Below are 16,560 nucleotides of genomic sequence, written 5' to 3' on the forward strand. Positions count from 1 at the left end.
AAGCATGAAGCCGCAGTTCCATCTCCCGTTGTCGACCTATCCCGACGCGAGTTCCTTCGCCATAATCGACAATGCTATCGGCCTCGCTAGGCAGAATGACGCCCATCTCGTCGCCAGTATCCCACAAGTCCGGATCCCCCAGGTCCATCCGCCCTTTCCCACCGTTATCGATGTCGAGACATGGCGGGGACAAGCAGAACGGTATAGCCGGGACAGCGGGACTTCGCTGCGGGGACACATCGCCGACGCTATTTCGGAAACTGGCTTCGAGGTGCGAATCCACGGATTCGAGGTCAGGGAACCGTTCGTCTATGAACGCTTTTCTGAAATTGCCAAGTGCTACGACCTTTCCATCGTCGAAGCCTCGGAGCTCTCCCGGCAACTCTCCGAAACGCTGCTATTCGGAAGCGGCCGTCCGCTCGTGCTATTTCCAGCCACCAGCGTCTACTCTCGTGTGGACACGATCGCCGTCGCCTGGGACGGCAGCGCCACCGCAGCGCGCGCCCTTTCCAGCGCACGGGTCTTCATCGAACGCGCGATCAAGGTGCAGGTCATCTCGATCACCGACGACAAGGAGATCGACGAGGCGAACCGCGCCCTCCTGATCTCTTCGTTGAAGCATTCGGGACTCGACGTGGATGACGTATCGATCCAGGCAGGCGGCGAGACCGCGACAGGCGCCATCCAATCGGCCGCGCTGGAACGAAAGGCGGACCTTCTGGTCGCGGGCGGATTTGGCCATTCGCGGCTTCGTGAGTTCATCCTCGGCGGCGTCACTCGAGAACTTCTCGTCAAGGCCGAGCTACTAGTGCTTCTCGCCCATTAGAGGGCGCGAAGGGCGTTTAGAATGACCGCGACGTCGATGGCCTCCTAAAGCAATGCCCCGCCGACTGGCGGAAGGTATTGAAGCCGGTCTTCGAGCGTGATCGTGCCAGCCGGCGTGCCGTCAAACACTACCTTGACACGCATTGCGCTGCCTGACCCGTTAGGCGTCTCCTCCGACGCCGACGCGCACGCCATCGACGATTCCGGATCCCGCGGTCTCGGTCACCTCCGATGGGCGGCTCACTCCCAACCCACGTCTATGCGCCTCGTCCACCAGCGCGCGTCCGACCACATGGCCCGACGCCTGGTCCAGCGAGGCGGCCAGCCGCAGGATCCTGTTAGGATGCTCCGATCCCTCGATGTGGCCGACTTCGGGCTGTCCCGCGGTGAGCGTCCCCGTCTTGTCGAACACCGCCACGGTGGCCTGGACGAGTGCCTCGAGAGGTCCCGCACCCTTCACCAGAACGCCCTCCTTCGCAAGTGCGACGGGTACGGCCAGGATCAACGGACAGGGCGTGGCGACGACCAGCACGGCCACGATCCTTGACAGGTCTCCGGACATGAACGCCGAGACGCCTGCAATCGCTACCGTGGCGAACAAGAACCACACCGAGAACCGGTCGGCCAGTCGCATCAGCTTCGCCTTGGAGCGCCTCGATGCTTCCACGAGCCTCACTATTCCGGTATTCCGGCATAGGTGCTGTCTCGGCGCGACTTAGAACGCGGATTTCGATCACGTCCCCCTCGTTCGTAGCGCCACTTGAAATGTTGCCATCCCTCGCGATGCGCACCCTTAAAGGCTCTCCGGTCAGGACCGCCTGGTCGATCGTCGCGACTTCGCTGACGAGAGCCCCGTCGGCCGGTACGACGTCGCCCTTGCGTATCAGGAGCACGTCGCCGACCGCGATCTTCTCGATTGACCCCCTTGCTATGTAGATCAGCGCTTCGCCTGCCCGGCGCTGGCCGGGGCCAGATCTGAGACCGTGCGATGCAGATATTCGGCACAGGACCCCGCAGGACCATATTCATCTTCATTGTCTTCACGACTTCGAATCAAATCAACTGCTTAGCCTTGAAAGACGGCCTATTCTCCAAACGGAAGTTCAATTTCTTCGCCGTTTCTTTTTCCGCCCTCGGTCAGGACCGTGTTGAGCCGCTCGGCATCTTGTGCTGGCAGCATTCCCGCCCCGGTTCGAATACCTTCTCGCCATGTAGGCCCGCGCCTCCATGCTTCGTTGTAGACGAGCGCCAAGTCGGTAGATCGCCTTGTCTGCTGCAGCGCTTCGAAGAGCAGCGCAGCTTGTCGGATGTCCTTCTCACGCTTCGCCGGCCCCTGCCCGTCCGTGTTTCGGCGGCTGGCGACTATTAGCTTGTGGACGGCATACCGGGACGGATCAGGGACGACGACCGGAACACCGCTTCGGTGGAGCAGCATTGTCCTGACGGGTTCCCTTATGAGGAAGTCGAGAAAGCGCAGTGGATCCGCGCTGGCGCCACCAAGAGCGGGCATCTTCGCCGGCTGATCGATGTAGTCATCCGAACCACGGTTCGACGTCAGGAACTCAACCCTGTAGCCGTCGGCATTCTGAAACGCTGACGATACCGCGGCTCCCGATCGATGTGGAACTGGACGAAAGCTGGCGTCGACGCCCTGCAGCAACTCAAGGATCGGAGGCAGACTATCTTCGACCTCCCGACTGATGGCATAGTCCTGGGCGATGTCAGCATCGCCGGTCAGGATCGCAGCCATGGGAAGACGGACACCGAGCAGTCCTGAATAGCACTGAAAGGCCACCGTGCCTATGAGAATACCCCGGAGCCGAAAGAGACCGCCATCGGCAAGAGCCTCGACGATATCGCCCGACATGGCGTCAGGGGCGATCATCCCGCCTTCGCGGGTCAGGGTATTTACCAAGCGCCTGCGAGCGCGTAGATCGTCCTTGTCCCGCTTATGATCAGCTACGCGCTGTGCGATAACCGGATCATCAGCGGAACCGACGTAACGACGTTTCGTACCACCATGTCCATCCGGGATGTCGAAATACCAGTACTTGCGCCCCTTGATGTTTGCCGGGGTGAACCGACCCTCCGGAGGGAAATCGGCCGTCCAAGCGGCGTCGAGCGAGCGCTGACCGAGCTCAGCGAGCATCGTCTGATACATGAGGTCGATGGACTTCATAGCTCGACTCCAGGGTTATACTGTTTTTCAAAAACAGTATAACGGTCGTGAGGATAGGTCGCAAGATAGGATGCCGCCTCTATCGCCTTGAAAGGACACCTGCAACAAGCTTAAAAGGCAGGCAGCGCGTCACGCTCATCGTTCAAACCGCTCCAGCATTTTTCTCAACTGCGCGTTTTGCAACGTTAGCTTTCTGGCCAGCTGATCCCTGAGCATCCTGATCTCGTCATCGAGGCTCATCCCGTTTGCAGTTTGGATAAATTGGGGATCGTCTGCAATCGCCACCGCTTCCTTGCTGCGGCTCCTTTGCTCGCGCGGTGCGACTCGGCAATTCGCTTGAGCCTAGCGGCATCATTCGCAGCGGTGACGTCGAAACCAGTACCACCTGATATAGCGGGATCAGCGACCTCCACGATTTCGGCAACTTCGCCGTCGACCTTGTCGTGGACATCGCTTTCGGCTTCTTCGGAATGCACAGGCTTGAGGGAAATTGCACCGGGTTGACCGTGACGAGGTAGCTCCGCGCCTGCCGGCCGACCATCGCTATTCAGGCTGTCCTCGGCAGGCGTTTCAGTCGGACCAGAACTAGGCAACGCCTCCGGCGAAACCTTCTCGGTCGAGCCGCTTTCTCGCTTTTGTTCGCGTCCCGGTGAGACCAGTCGGGCAAGAAATTTCCAGGGAGACGCCATCTATCCGACCTCGCGTTTTATCCCGCAAGCAGGCAGTAAGTCTTCATTCCGGCAACAGCTCACCGTCGCCAAATTTTATCTCTTGATAAGCATGGAAATGCGGCCGGCGATTGACCAGCTGCTTTTATCAATCGAGCTTGAGCCGTTTGCGCAGATCGGCATTTTCAGCGCGAAGTTTTTCAGCCAGAAGCTTGCGCAGCCGCTGATTTTCCTCTTCTAACTGCAGGAGGTCCGCCATTTCATCGATCGCTGTCATCGGCGCGGCAGGCGCCGGCTGCACAGCCTTTGGAGCGCGGCGCACCGGTGCGCGTTTGGCACTCGCCGCAGCTTCGACCACCTTTGTCTTGCGCCCTCTCCTCTTCACACCACCGGCGCCGGCCAGAGCAGCTGCTGGCTCTGCCGTAGTGTCAGCTGACGCGGTTTCGAGTGCCGCGGCTTTCTTGGCCCTGGGTTTGCGCTGTTTCTTCGGCGTAATTGGCGTTTCGACAACGGCCGGCACATCGGCACTGGTTGCAGTATCAGTCTCGTCGGCCATGCTCGTCTCCTGTGTATCTGATGCAGTTGTCGACGGCTCAAGAGGCGGTGTCAACAACGACTCAGCCTGATCTGGTTTTGGTAGAGAAATTTCGCTGTTGGATTTGCCACTCTGAGAGCTATCCGACAGAAACGGCATTGCCTCTTTGTCTAGGTCGCGAGCGACGGATTTTAGGTCCACGTTGCCCCAGATCGAGTTCGACCTAGTATCGAGTTTTCGTCTGCCGCTTTTGTACTCGACGGCAAAACTGCGTTGCACTTTTTTCAATATAAAAGCCCTTGAAAAATTCACGGGATGATTTGGTGATAGGGTGGTGTATCCGAAATAACGATTACCGGACTGCCCGTCTATAGCCACGCTCGAATGTCCACCTCACCTTTCCAGGAGCAGAATTCGTGGCCAGTCGAATGGGGGATGAGACGGGTGAGGCTACATTGGCCCTGAACGAAGTCAAACCGTACTGATTCAAAAGTTGCACGTGGGCAACTTATCGGCGAGCTTCCTTGTTGTGCATCGCCGGAGTCTTAAAAGATTTTAACTGCCGAACCCTCAATCGAAGAAGCAATGCGCCTGTCAACCTTGTCTTTCTTTGCTCGCCTGCCGGGCCAGTTCCCTTCGATCCATTATGCGATCTTCCTGGCCCAAAACGTGAACTCCATAGCAACAAGCCGGCCGCTGGCCTCGAAAGCTCTCCCAGTACCAGCGACGTAGGAATGTCCTGGGCCGAGCGGATTGCGACTGACCGCTAGAGCCAATATCGGTGCGCCGGCGGAAGCTTCATGCGTGCGAGCCCTCATTCTTTTGGATGACTTTCCGCGCATCGTAAAAGCGTCATACTATCTTGGCGGGAAATTCGGAGAGGGGCATGCATTATCGCCAAAGGTCGGTGCTGTCTGCGGCACCTTGGCTGATCATCGGAGCTGCCGTAGTAGGCGCTTCGAGCGGTGTAACTGTTGCAGACTTCGAAAAGCCGGAACTGCTAATCGCCGCCCTGCTTGTCGGCCTTATCATCGGCATGTCCGTTGAGCAGTTCCTAACCAGGACGAGCAGACAGGCGTGGCGCGAGAGAAACAGGTCACGATCGGAGGAAAGGCGCTGGAACGAGCGCATCATACAGGAACCCAGGCTTCAGACGCCAGCTGCTGAGCCATTGCGTCCAGTCGACGCCACGGATCAACTGCGTATTGTGATGCGCTCCAATTTCACCATTCAGCCATTGTTGAACAAGAGCGAAGCCCGGGTGTTTCGGGAACTCGACAGCGTCGTGATCGGCTGCAATTCCACCTGGCAGGTGATGGCTCAGGTTTCGTTGGGCGAGATCCTTCGAAGTGCCGACCCAGACGCCTACAGTTGCATCAACTCCAAACGTGTCGACTTGCTCCTCGTCGACGGCAATTGCCAACCGAGGCACGTCATCGAATACCAGGGCGGAGCACACCACCAAGGCACCGCGGCCGCGCGTGATGCGGTAAAGAAGGAGGCGCTGCGACGCGCCGGGATCGGCTATTATGAGGTGGTGGCTGGCCAAACGACGCCGTCGGAACTCAGGCGATTGGTCGAGAAGCTGGTGGACAACCCGCGTGTCACTTAAAGCGATATCATCACAAACCTATGCACGGCCGAGCCTCTTCGACAGGAAGAAACGATTGTCTTGCCGCGATGTAATTGAGGCACACCCGGAATGATCTCCGATCTCCAGGCGGTTCGCGAAAATCTGTTTCCGGCCAGTCGCGCAGCGATCGAGGACTTGCAGGCGTTCCCTTGGCATCGTGATCGAACCAATCGAATCCAAGCCTACAAGGCGCATTCGTCGCAAGCCATCGTAATCGATGTACTGCCAGAACTTTGTCGCCATCCCGCAACGTTCCGGGCGATGAGCCTGATGGCCCTTGAAGGCACCCGGAATTGCCAGCGAGGCGCACAGGCCGGCTCCAGTCGCTCCGCCCAGATGTAGACGGCGACAATTGCCATGAGTGGCAGATGATGCGACGGCGCAAGCAAGGGCAACAGCATCAAGCCCCAACAGCTTGCAATGCACCAGAGACCGTGTGTCATCCCCCATGCCAGCACATTTTCATAGGCCGCCGGCGGAAAGGCGGCCAGGCTGGGGCGGCGATGACACCGGTTCAGGGCGACCTGCTTCCAGGGTGAAATCTGCCAGATAAACGCGATGATCAGGCACGCGACCAGAGGCAGGGCGGAACTGGTTGAAGCTAGGCGCAGCGTGATCGCGACGCCGAGGAGAGCAATACCCGCCACCATCCATGTACCGAGATAACTGACGACAAACAACAGCTCGGCCCACGGCCGCACGCGCCAGAAGCTGCGCTCGCGCACATGCCTCAGTGGAACAGAGAGCGTCGGCAGCATCATTGCCATCACCATCATCGCCCAGCTGACGATCAGCTGCAAAGGTGAGACGTAACTGAAGAAAAAGGCATAAGTCTTCGGTGAGGGAGTGGACCAGACGAAAGCAGCGGAACAGATCGTCGGCATGGAGGTGCTGTCGCCGCCGACAGCCAGGGGAATCCATGCCGAGCCGGCAGCCAGTGCGAGTGGCGCAAAACCGCGGCGCCACTCGCGCACCGCAGGAGAGGTGCTGCGCAAGACGCTCACTCGAATTGCCGATAGATGCTGATCCGGCCGATTTTGATATTCGCCGCATCCGGGATGTTTTCGAGCGGGACGAAACTTACCGGCAGGCGGGCGACATCAAATTCGCCGTCGAGGTGCATTTTATCGACAATGTCTGTGATTTCCAGCTTGTATGTGATGCCGTTTCCGGAATGTTTGCCTGCCGGATCGCTCGCCTGCGTCACGCCAAAGAGCGCGACACTGCCCGCCAGATATTTCTTGTTCCCGGCGGGATCGGCCCCCTCGGGCAGCCCGACATAGACCTGGAATATCACGGCGTCATGCACGCCGGTGACATTCTCGAGATTGAGAAACACGCGGTCGGGCGCCGTCGGGGCGATCCTGTTGGCGCTCAGGCTTTGGCTCACCCTGGCCCTCGCATCCGGCTCGACCTTGACAGAGCTGCGCATAGTGCCGCTGCCGGCGAGCGACATGCCGCTGTCGCTGGCCGCGACCAGTTCCACCTTGTTCTGTGTCGGCATGTCTAAACCTCTTGTGGCAGCAACGGAACTCCGCGCAATGCCCAGTCTCTCCATGCGTGCGGCGACGGTGACGATCGGTCCGGCCTCCGCGCCGGGTGTCAGGTCGTCGTATTCATAGCCCAGACTGGCCAAGTCCTGCATTTTCGTCGGAGTATAAACCCATTTGGTCTTATCTGGGTTCGGCATTGTAAATTCGCGCTCACCGATGCTCGCCGGCCCATCCAACCATTTGGAGTCTGTCGGATTTTGCCAATCCGTCGGCGAAGTAAAGGGTTTGCCTGTGGGAAATTTGTTCCAGCTCTCCCACAACCGATCGATATTGCAGTGATGTAGGTAAAAGATAGGGTCGAGCGCTGCCGCGGTCGGAGTCGACATCAGGCCCGGCAATGGGCGCCCGGCCTGAGGCGAACCTGGCGGAAACACCAGGGTTGGGTGACCACCACCAACCAGCACATGGATGATGTTGTGCGGATCCGATTCGATTCCGCCGCTTTCTTCGCCGCTCCAGCTGAAGCCCGTTTCAACGCCACCGAATCCGGCACTGCCCCCGCCGCCGGGTCCGGCAAATTCTGGATCCTGCATCGCATTCAGGTTGGTTTGCGAGCTGACGTCGAATGGTGTGCTGCTGCTGAGCACCCCCCACCGCTGTTCGACAAACAGCGGATTGTCTCCGGTGCCATCCGGCCAATTGGCCGTGCGGAATGCCGGCGGCAGGACGTCCTGATCGGTTCCGAAATAGTTCCAATAGGGCAAGGCCCAGCTGGCGCTTGGTCCGTTGAGCAGTTCGATCTCGTGCCGGAGCATATTTTCCAGAGCCAGGAGATACCCGCGATGCCAGGGCAGGAAATACCAGCTCTGGTGCTGACATTGGTCGAGATAGGTCGACGTGTCGGATGCATTGGGGTCCGCATCGGCACTGTCGGTGATCTGATAGAAATCCCAGAGCCCGCGCCACATCCCATGAATCGCCGCATAGAAGTTCCAGCTTGTCGGATCTTCCAGCTTGCGGGCCTTCATCGCCTTGACGCCCCTTGCATACCAGAGGATCGGGTCGGCCCAGTCACTTCCCAACTCAAAGATATTCTCCCGTTTGCGCATCGCACTGTCCTCTCAGGAAACGATCGAGAATTGCTGGCCGCAGACTGCACGCGACCACTCAGGCCGGCCGCATCAAACGCGCACCGCATAGAACGTGGCCGTATAACCCGCGGGTGACTGACCATTGGAGTGGGTCACTGTCCGAATAACCGTACCGACGATGGTGTCGATCTGGTCCACGCCGTTCGGCCAGCGGGGAACGGGATAGCCGAGATAGTCGTAGACCCATTCCTCGTTGTCGATCATGCCGCGCCCCTGCCATTTCAGCGTCGCCGGCGCGCCGTCCGTGGCAGCCCCGTCGAGGGAAAGAGACCAGCCGGTTCCGCCAAGAGAACCGCCGATCTTGCCGGGCGCAGGCTCGGACAAAATCAGCGTTCCCGCGCCAAAGCGCAAACTGTCGAAAGATGCGGAAAGGTCGGGGTTGTTCACCAGGCTTCGATAACTCCAGATGCCGGAAAAGCTTATCGCCATGATAGTCCTCCTTCGGTGAAGCATGCTCAAATCATGTGGCGAGCGGCAGAGGGTCCCCCCGCGTCAGGCGATGCCGACACCGTCGAATGACGCGTCGATCGCCGAAATCCGTCGCGCAAGCTGAGCGGATGGAGCGGTCCTGAACAAGGTGCGTGCCGCACTGACGACAGCCCGACGACTGTCACGGAATTGCGAGGTGCGCGAGAGCAGCTGCGTCACCGCGACATAGAAGACCGCGGCGACTTCGTCTGGCGTGAAGACCAGACTGCCGCCTTCCTCCGCCACCAGCATGAGATAAGCCGCCTTGTTATGGATACCGCTGTTGACATGCACCCCTCCCCAGTCGCCATTCTGAGTGACCGGCATGATCCGATACTGGTTCATATGTGCAGGCTGGCCCCGCGACGCGGGATCGGACATGTCGCGGATGGGACCGCCGCCTCGCGCGAACCCCTGCCCGAGCCTCCAGTCCCATTGGCGGGGATCGGGATTGCCTCTATTGGCGATCAGCATGCCGAAAATATCGGAATAGGATTCGTTGAGCGCTCCGGATTGCGCTGCATATTCGAGGCGTGAGGTATTGTCGGTCACGCCATGGAACATCTCGTGCCCGACGATATCGAGCGCGGCGGCCAGGGTGAGAAGCTGGTTGCCGTTGAGCACCTGGCCATAGACCATTTGGACGCCATTCCAATAGGCGTTGAACCACTGGTTTCCACCGGGGCTTTCGCGCATGACGACGCAATTGATGCTGGCGTTCATCGGGCCGCCGCGATTGTCGATATTATTCCTCAACACGACTTCACGGAGGAAATGCGCGACGGCCGCCGCATTTGCATGCGCGCTGACTGCGGCAGGCGGCCAGGCAGGTCCTATTTCGTCCCCCGGCAGCAGGGCATCGTTGACGTTCGGATCCCGAAAACGAAAGTCGAAGGTCTGGATATTGTTCACCGTGTCCTTCAGAACGGCGCGGGCACCAATTTTTTCGACATTTATGGTCCGTTGAACATTGCGGGCGTCGAAGGCGAGCTGCTCCTCGGCGGCCATTGTCGGGGTACGCGGTAATTCCGCAATCACCCTCCCGGTATTCGCATCCACCACGTAGTCGAAATAACGCGGCCTCAACGGACCGGATCCGGCACTCTCCGGCATCGTCACCTCGACGTCCTCGAAAATATATGCCAGATGCCATTTGTCCTTCTTGGCCTCGTAATAGAAACTGAGACGGGGCGCGACACCGGCGATCTTCTTCTTGAACTGGCCTTTCTTGTCGACCGCCGACGCCGCTCTGGTGGCCGAAATCTTCGCCACAGGCGGAACATTGGTCGGCTCCCCCAGCGCCGAATTCAGGCTCACGAGTTTGTTGTCGTCGTCCAGCTCCACGGTCACCAGCGACCCGTAGACAGGGATGTCGTGGAACGCCTGGCGAAATTTGACGGTACGGGTATGGGTCAGTGGAACCGTTTCTGTGCCGATAACCTTGAATTGAGAGTCAGCGTTTTCTGCAGACGGCGCAGTAAAGTCGGGGACGCTATTGCTTGTGAGCGCATGGCCGAGATATCGACGGGCCGCAGTCTCAGGGTCCACCACCTGTGTGGCAGCAGGCTCAAACGCGAAGGTCGGGAGGTCAGACTGTTCTTTAGCGAGAGCGGCGAACATAGGAGCCGATCCGGCGTCCGATACGTGCATCGAAAAAGATTTCATCCCGTTTCCGGGCCTGTGTGACTCTGCCATGGCAAATCCCCATCCCCATAGAGGCAGCCGCGTCGCAGGCGGCACGCCGGCTATGCAGTGTTGCTTCGGTCAAATCCGATATCGCTCACACCCTTCTAAATCGTTCGCGGAGGTATCCATGCTCGTCGGCTCGCCATCTGTAGCGCACGTCCTGTTCGTTCTGCCCGCGTCTACGGTTCAACGCCAAAGTCACAAAAGCACAGCATGCTCCGCGAGTAGGGTCACGACATAGTCGCGTCCCCCTCCGAGAGAGGATCCGGAAGAACTGAAATGGTGTGGATGCCCTTATAACGATAGGTTTTATTAAAACACGAACGCAAGCAACCATCAAGAGCTTTATCGTTCATAGTACAATTATTTCATGCACTCATTATTACTTGTAGGGACGATGGATCCATAGGTGTGCAGGTGGCCGCATTAGGCCTTGCAGGGAGAAAACGCGCACCAGCCGCCTGGATGAGAATCTGCATTGGTCGGCAAGGCGGATTTAGGCTCAGAGGCGGGTCTGGGAGAGCAGGCAACTTGCGAGCACGAGCAGCTTGAGCATGATGGCGACGAGGAGATCTTGGCTATTTTTCCTGCGGCTTTGAATGTGTTTGCTAAGCGAGCAAGAGCGGGGGGACTGAACCGCGCCGGGTTTGCCGGAGACCGTTTGGTTTAAGTTATGCGGCCATAGCTGGTGCGTCCAGCATGGCGTAGTATCGTTCTTCTGCCTCTGCTGGCGGAATATTCCCAATGGGTTCCAGAAGACGGCGGTGGTTGAACCAGTCGATCCATTCGAGCGTGGCGAACTCCACGGCTTCGAAGTTGCGCCATGGGTCCTCGCCGATGGATGACCTCGGCCTTGTAAAGACCGTTGATCGTTTCGGCGAGAGCATTGTCGTAACTGTCGCCAACGCTTCCGACAGACGGCTCGTGCCCGCCTCCGCCAGCCGTTCGGAATAGCGAATGGACACATATTGCGAGCCGCGGTCGGAATGATGAACCAGCGCGCCACGTTTAACGGGCCGCCGATCATGAAGCGCCTGGTCGAGGGCATCGAGCACAAAGCCCGCATGGGCCGTTCGGCTTGCCCGCCAACCGACGATACGGCGGGCGAAGGCATCAATGACGAAGGCCACGTAAACGAAGCCCTGCCAGGTCGCGACATAGGTGAAATCGGATAACCACAGCATGTTCGGCGCTGGAGCGAAGAACTGTCGGTTCACCCGGTCGAGCGGACATGGAGCGGACTTGTCCGACACGGTGGTTTTGACTGGCTTGCCGCGAATGACGCCTTGAAGCCCCATCATTCTCATAAGCCGAGCGACGGTGCAGCGGGCGATGTCGTAACCTTCTCGCTGCAACTGCCGCCAGACTTTGCGCACGCCATAGACCTGGAAGTTCTCGTTGAACACCCGACGTATCTCGACTTTCATGGCAATATCATTCCGTTCGCGGGCCGATAGGCGGTCCACGTCCATGCGCTTGGCGATAACCTCATAATAGGTGGACGGGGCAATCGGCAGCAGTCTGCAGATCGGCTCGACCCCGAGCACCGAGCGGTGTTCGTCGATGAAGGAGATCATCGCTTCAGTGGGCGGTCGAGCTCCGCCTGGGCAAAATACGCCGAGGCTTTGCGTAGAATCTCATTCGCCTGACGAAGCTCGCGTTTCTCTCGCTCCAGAGCCTTCATCTTCTCCGCCACGTCACTCGGCAAACCTGCACGCTTGCCGCTGTCGACCTCGGCCTTCTTCACCCATTCATGGAGGGTATGCGCCGAGCAACCGATCTTGGCCGCTATCGATGATACCGCCGCCCAGCGGGGGGGGATGTTCGGCTTCATGCTCCGTCACCATCCGAACGGCGCGGGCACGAACTTCAGGAGAGAATTTGTTCGTCGTCTTGCTTGTCATAGACCCTACTTCTCACGAGTTGGGGGCTCCGGCAAACTCGGCGCGGTTCATTCTGACAAGACCTCCATACCTACGACCCGGCCCGTGAAGGGCTTGAGCCGCTAATCGAAAAGGTGTGGAGTTATTGCGAGGCCAACGGGATCGCCGCGAAGACTGTGACGCTCAAGTTGAAATATTCTGATTTCGCCCAGATCACCCGCAGCAAAACGGTTCCCACACCGCTGCCGGTAATCGCCGACCTGAAGGAGATCGTCAACCTTCTGCTGGTGCCGATCTTTCCGCCCCGAAAGGGCATTCGCTGTGTTCCGGCGTGCAAATTTGGCCTAAAGCTCGTCAATGCCAATGATTGTCGTGGTCGTGGTGCGCGCCGGTCAATGCGTTTTTGAAATAACGGTTATAGTATTCGAGGTCGACGTGATGCACCTGTATCCACACGCCGGGAACATGAATTGCATCGACATGCGCGGGGAAGCGACCATGGGTATCATATATGTACTCGCAAATGTCCGTCACGCACTCAATCACGTCGCTACTGTACTCGGCGGCCTCGGTTAGGTAACGATCGCCAAAGTCATCCTTGTAAATTCCCTTGAAAAGGGCCGCATCCTTGTAAATCCCCTGTGAACCAAACTTGGCCGAAACCACTTCGTCCACGGCTTCTCTCATGTTTTGATAGTTCGGGGGGGACTTCGCCTTGATAAGGTCGCGGTCTCCCAGTCGCAGACCAACCGGATGTGCCCTGAGGCTGCTGTATTTCGGCAGCGGCACCTGCCAGCGTAAAATGTCGAGCAGTCGCCATTTCGGCACAGCGAAATCGAAACCTAGCATCGGACCGTAGCTGTCCCGGAATTTTGGATCGCCGAGCAGTACCGGCGGGCTGATGGAGGCGTGAATATAGGCTCCTAGGCCCATGGCATCAGCGACCAACATGAGATTCTGGAGCAATAAATCTGCTTCGATCTGGGTCCGTAGGCTACCGATGACGCCGAGCGGCACCTTGATCTCTTCGTTGAGAAATCGATTCTTGACCCATTTTCCTACGCCGGCCCTAAGATAGAAATTACGATCGTCAACGATTGTTGGTCGGTGTCCTTCGGGCTGTGTCAAGAGATACATCAGGCCGTTAATATATTGATGTGACAGGTCTACGACGGGAAAAAGCACCGTCGTGCCGGGCAGGTTCGACAGCAAGCGATTGGAATCGAGATAGGCGGGGAATTCGCGGTTTGCCGTATCCAGTCTGCCATTGCTAATTTTCACTTTCGCTCGTTTGGCATGTGCGATTAGTGCCTCCGGTTCGAACGATAATGGTGGGGTGAACGGAACCCTGTCGATGAAGTATGTGCCGGTATCGTTGATGAGGAAGAAATATGTCCCTTGGGCATTGTCGGGGCTGCCGGCCGTTCGCCCTTCCATATGGACATTCGGCTTTGCCATTACGAACTCGCCGGTGACAGGATCCTCAAACGGCCTGTCCGGCATTGTAAGGCCGGTAAGGCCAGTCATGGCGATTAAAATTGCCTCTTCGAGGTCGGTAAGTGGCACCGGTTTTTGGGTGGATTGATAGGTCATGGTGCCTGCTTTGATCAGGGGAACACCTCGGCCGATCCGGTGCGTACGCCGTTGAAGAATCGTCTGGATTAATGGGCGCTCGAGCAATCGCTCAAAACCGGTTTTGTTTGTCTCCTCGCTGCTCATGTTTCCTCCCCAGCCTCCGAATGTGGCGTCGACGACCCAGCTTGGCCGTCTCAGTATTGGACGGCGCGCTCACGTACCCACAGCCGAATGGCCAGGGATAGCGAGATCACGGCCGCAAAAATGATCCCAAGAATATGAACCGGACCACTTCGCAAAAACAGGAAGGTGGTCGCGAATATTAGAAAAGTAAGCGTGCGTACAGCGATCTGGAAGCGCGCCGCGGGCGGGGTCCGGCTCGGCGCAAACCATAGAAGCAAAACATCCAAGCCCCACAGGATAACGAGCAGGAAATTTATGCTGGCAATGGGAATGCCCATCTGCACGAAGGTGTCCTTAAGCCCGTTGAATATTACGAATATGGCCCAATAAGCGTGAACAAGAAAAAGCAGATAAGCGAAGGTCCAGAACAAGTGTACGACGTTGGCCATGCGTTGGGAGAGCGTGCGGTAGGGATAGAGCGCCAAGCTCGGGAGAAGCATGAGACTTGTCACCCAGATAGTGGCTTTCGTGCGACCGAGATCGACGTCGTCCAGCGTCGTCTCCGGCCAGAGGAGCGCAAGAACCAGCAGTACGCCAAACGTCACGAACGCCAGCGAGAACTGCGGCAGAGTTATACTGTTCGGAGGCATGGCCTTCATGGGCTCGTTCCTGACGTTAGAGCATTTTCAAATAGTCAAGCAGCGCGGCAAGATCGTCCGGATTTCGTTTCGGGTCGTCATAGGCCCATGGATAGTCATGTCCCCTGTTCGAGTTGCCGATCTGAGTCGTATCGAACGTGAAGTAATTTCGATCGTCAGCGCTTTCCGGAGAGCGAAAGCCGACGTCGGCCGGATCGTAGGTGTTATCGCCCCGATAAAAGACATCTCTACGCTTCCTGAGATTAATCAGTTCAGCCAACGTCATGACACTGCCGTTATGGAGGTAGGGGGCACGCAGGAACATCCCGTCCAGCGGCGCGTTTACGTAGCCCCTAATGGATGTCTCCTCCTCTTGTCCACGCTGGGGCCAAATATCCTCTCGCTTAAAATGGAACGGGTGCTTGTCGGGGAAGAGCGCAAACATTTTTTCGGCGAGAGGTCCATAATGACGAAACCGCACGCGTTCCGGATCGGTGTTGAGCTCACCGGCCGGCACGACTTGGCCGGTCTTCTCGCCGTTGACCCAAGCCCCGGTCGAATCCCGATCGCCGTGGCAGGCGGCGCAATATTGCCCGTAGACTTTGCGCCCCTGCAGGATACGTGCAGGATCGATCGAGGCCGCATCTTCCGGGAACATGTCGGAATAGCGCAACGGACGCAACGTCTTCGTGAAATCGCTCGCTTTGCGGATATTGTCGGCAATTTCCGGCTTAGCCATATTAGTGACCGTGGCCCCGGCTGCGAGCGCCGCCAGCGAACTGCGGGCATATATGTCGCCGATCGACCCATCGAACTGGGCGCGCGCGCGATGATCCTCCGAAAAAACCGTGGCAATCTTCGTGTAGACGGGCATATCGTTGCCAGGCCGGTCGAGCACAGTGCGAACGAGAGTGCGAAACGGTTGGGTACGTGTTGGACCCGTCGGTGTTACGTCTGCATCGCGGGATCGGTAATTTCCGATCGGTTCGTCGAAGCGCGGCAATCCTGCCTCGATCCGAGCGCGAACCTGGCGAAGCCATAGCCCAATCAACAGGCGTTGTATCGAGCCCAGCGTTTCACCCGTCTTGGCTCTATACGAATCGCAAATGCTGTCGACGGTCAGACGATAGGGCCGTTCCATGTCCGTTTCGCCATCTCTTTGCGGCTTCACCCTGGTCAAGACCGCCGCCTGAAATGCATCGATCCAGGCGAAGAGATTGATCGATACGCTGCCTGGTCCGTAGACGACGACGCCCTTGCTCTCCTCACTTTTGCGAATTCGCGTGGTGTGGCAAAGAGCACAACTGAAGCCGACGAACGGGACAGGCGACGGCGCCGCGGAACCGGGGCGGTAGTTGCTGGTCGCAAAGCCGAGTGGCAAACCGTTATTGGCCTCCGGGTTGTCATACGGCAAGAACCCGAATTGCTTCACCCAATCGCCGGCATCCGCACCGGCCGGCTGAAAATGCTCGGGAAACAGGTCGGGCAGTACCAAAGCGACCGGTAGCGGCATGAGTTCCGTGCCGATGGTGCCATTTTCGAACGCATCCTTTGGATCCCGGATAGTTGGATGCACCCAGTCGCCTTCGAGCCTGATGAATATCCCCGTTGCAACAAGAGTGATGAGTACAAGCAGGTTGACGCTCACCAAGAGGAAGCGAAAGAGCCGGTATAATCTGTCGCGGGAAATTGGCATGGTGTGC

Annotated in this window: 12 protein-coding genes, 4 pseudogenes and 1 other annotated feature; of the genes and pseudogenes, 4 read left to right on the plus strand and 12 right to left on the minus strand. The window is 58.2% G+C overall.

Translation table 11 applies throughout. From position 1 onward, the window contains the following. The first annotated feature begins 4 nt into the window (after positions 1-4). Complete coding sequence (locus MOV76_RS13675; RefSeq protein WP_008534144.1) at positions 5-826, plus strand: universal stress protein; 822 nt, start codon at positions 5-7, stop codon at positions 824-826. 77 nt (positions 827-903) lie between these two features. Here MOV76_RS13675 and MOV76_RS40080 read toward each other — a convergent pair. The 4 genes and pseudogenes from MOV76_RS40080 to MOV76_RS13700 all read right to left on the minus strand — a co-directional run. Then, positions 904-1,742: pseudogene (locus MOV76_RS40080) on the minus strand (HAD-IC family P-type ATPase); the annotation flags it as partial. Between the two features lie 167 nt (positions 1,743-1,909). After that, positions 1,910-3,004: a GSU2403 family nucleotidyltransferase fold protein gene (locus MOV76_RS13690; protein ID WP_012489416.1), complete on the minus strand. Its 1,095-nt coding sequence runs from the start codon at positions 3,002-3,004 to the stop codon at positions 1,910-1,912. A gap of 135 nt (positions 3,005-3,139) precedes the next feature. Beyond that, positions 3,140-3,693, minus strand: a pseudogene (locus MOV76_RS13695) (hypothetical protein). A gap of 127 nt (positions 3,694-3,820) precedes the next feature. Continuing rightward, the gene (locus MOV76_RS13700; protein ID WP_008534132.1) at positions 3,821-4,495 is read right to left on the minus strand and encodes a transcriptional regulator; all 675 of its coding nucleotides are present in this window, start codon (positions 4,493-4,495) and stop codon (positions 3,821-3,823) included. 598 nt (positions 4,496-5,093) lie between these two features. Here MOV76_RS13700 and MOV76_RS13705 point away from each other — a divergent pair. Beyond that, a complete protein-coding gene (locus MOV76_RS13705) occupies positions 5,094-5,819 on the plus strand; it encodes a DUF2726 domain-containing protein (RefSeq protein WP_016737385.1) in 726 nt (241 codons plus the stop codon). 203 nt (positions 5,820-6,022) lie between these two features. Here MOV76_RS13705 and MOV76_RS13710 read toward each other — a convergent pair whose 3' ends face one another. The 4 genes from MOV76_RS13710 to MOV76_RS13725 form a co-directional block, all read right to left on the minus strand. Further along, positions 6,023-6,844, minus strand: coding sequence for a DUF2182 domain-containing protein (locus tag MOV76_RS13710; protein ID WP_016737384.1), 822 nt, complete (start codon positions 6,842-6,844; stop codon positions 6,023-6,025). Then, a complete protein-coding gene (locus tag MOV76_RS13715; protein WP_016737383.1) occupies positions 6,841-8,442 on the minus strand; it encodes a tyrosinase family protein in 1,602 nt (533 codons plus the stop codon). Before MOV76_RS13715 ends, MOV76_RS13710 begins: the two co-directional genes overlap by 4 nt. Before the next feature lie 72 nt (positions 8,443-8,514). Continuing rightward, a complete protein-coding gene (locus tag MOV76_RS13720; protein ID WP_029532339.1) occupies positions 8,515-8,907 on the minus strand; it encodes a hypothetical protein in 393 nt (130 codons plus the stop codon). Positions 8,908-8,976: 69 nt separating this feature from the next. Next, the gene (locus MOV76_RS13725) at positions 8,977-10,572 is read right to left on the minus strand and encodes a M4 family metallopeptidase (protein WP_176536397.1); all 1,596 of its coding nucleotides are present in this window, start codon (positions 10,570-10,572) and stop codon (positions 8,977-8,979) included. Between the two features lie 544 nt (positions 10,573-11,116). On the opposite strand from MOV76_RS13725, the gene MOV76_RS13730 reads away from it, so the two are divergent. After that, entirely contained in the window at positions 11,117-11,308 is a 192-nt protein-coding gene (locus MOV76_RS13730) for a hypothetical protein (RefSeq protein ID WP_016737380.1), read from the plus strand. Between the two features lies 1 nt (position 11,309). On the opposite strand, the pseudogene MOV76_RS13735 reads toward MOV76_RS13730, so the two are convergent. Then, positions 11,310-12,542: pseudogene (locus tag MOV76_RS13735) on the minus strand (IS3 family transposase). Then, positions 12,141-12,257, minus strand: a sequence feature (AL1L pseudoknot). It overlaps the preceding pseudogene by 117 nt. A 56-nt stretch (positions 12,543-12,598) precedes the next feature. On the opposite strand from MOV76_RS13735, the pseudogene MOV76_RS13740 reads away from it, so the two are divergent. Next, positions 12,599-12,841, plus strand: a pseudogene (locus MOV76_RS13740) (DNA polymerase IV); the annotation flags it as partial. Between the two features lie 34 nt (positions 12,842-12,875). Here the strand turns inward: MOV76_RS13740 and MOV76_RS13745 are convergent. The 3 genes from MOV76_RS13745 to MOV76_RS13755 are packed head-to-tail and all read right to left on the minus strand — an operon-like array spanning position 12,876 to position 16,553. Further along, positions 12,876-14,240, minus strand: coding sequence for a hypothetical protein (locus MOV76_RS13745; RefSeq protein WP_016737376.1), 1,365 nt, complete (start codon positions 14,238-14,240; stop codon positions 12,876-12,878). Positions 14,241-14,290: 50 nt separating this feature from the next. Next, on the minus strand, positions 14,291-14,878 hold the full coding sequence (locus tag MOV76_RS13750; RefSeq protein ID WP_009991263.1) for a hypothetical protein: 588 nt from the start codon (positions 14,876-14,878) through the stop codon (positions 14,291-14,293). Between the two features lie 16 nt (positions 14,879-14,894). Beyond that, positions 14,895-16,553, minus strand: a complete 1,659-nt coding sequence (locus MOV76_RS13755) for a cytochrome c (protein ID WP_016737375.1) — start codon at positions 16,551-16,553, stop codon at positions 14,895-14,897. Between the last annotated feature and the right edge of the window lie 7 nt (positions 16,554-16,560).

The sequence above is a fragment of the Rhizobium sp. PRIMUS64 genome (assembly GCF_023006465.1).
Taxonomy (GTDB): Bacteria; Pseudomonadota; Alphaproteobacteria; order Rhizobiales; family Rhizobiaceae; genus Rhizobium; species Rhizobium leguminosarum.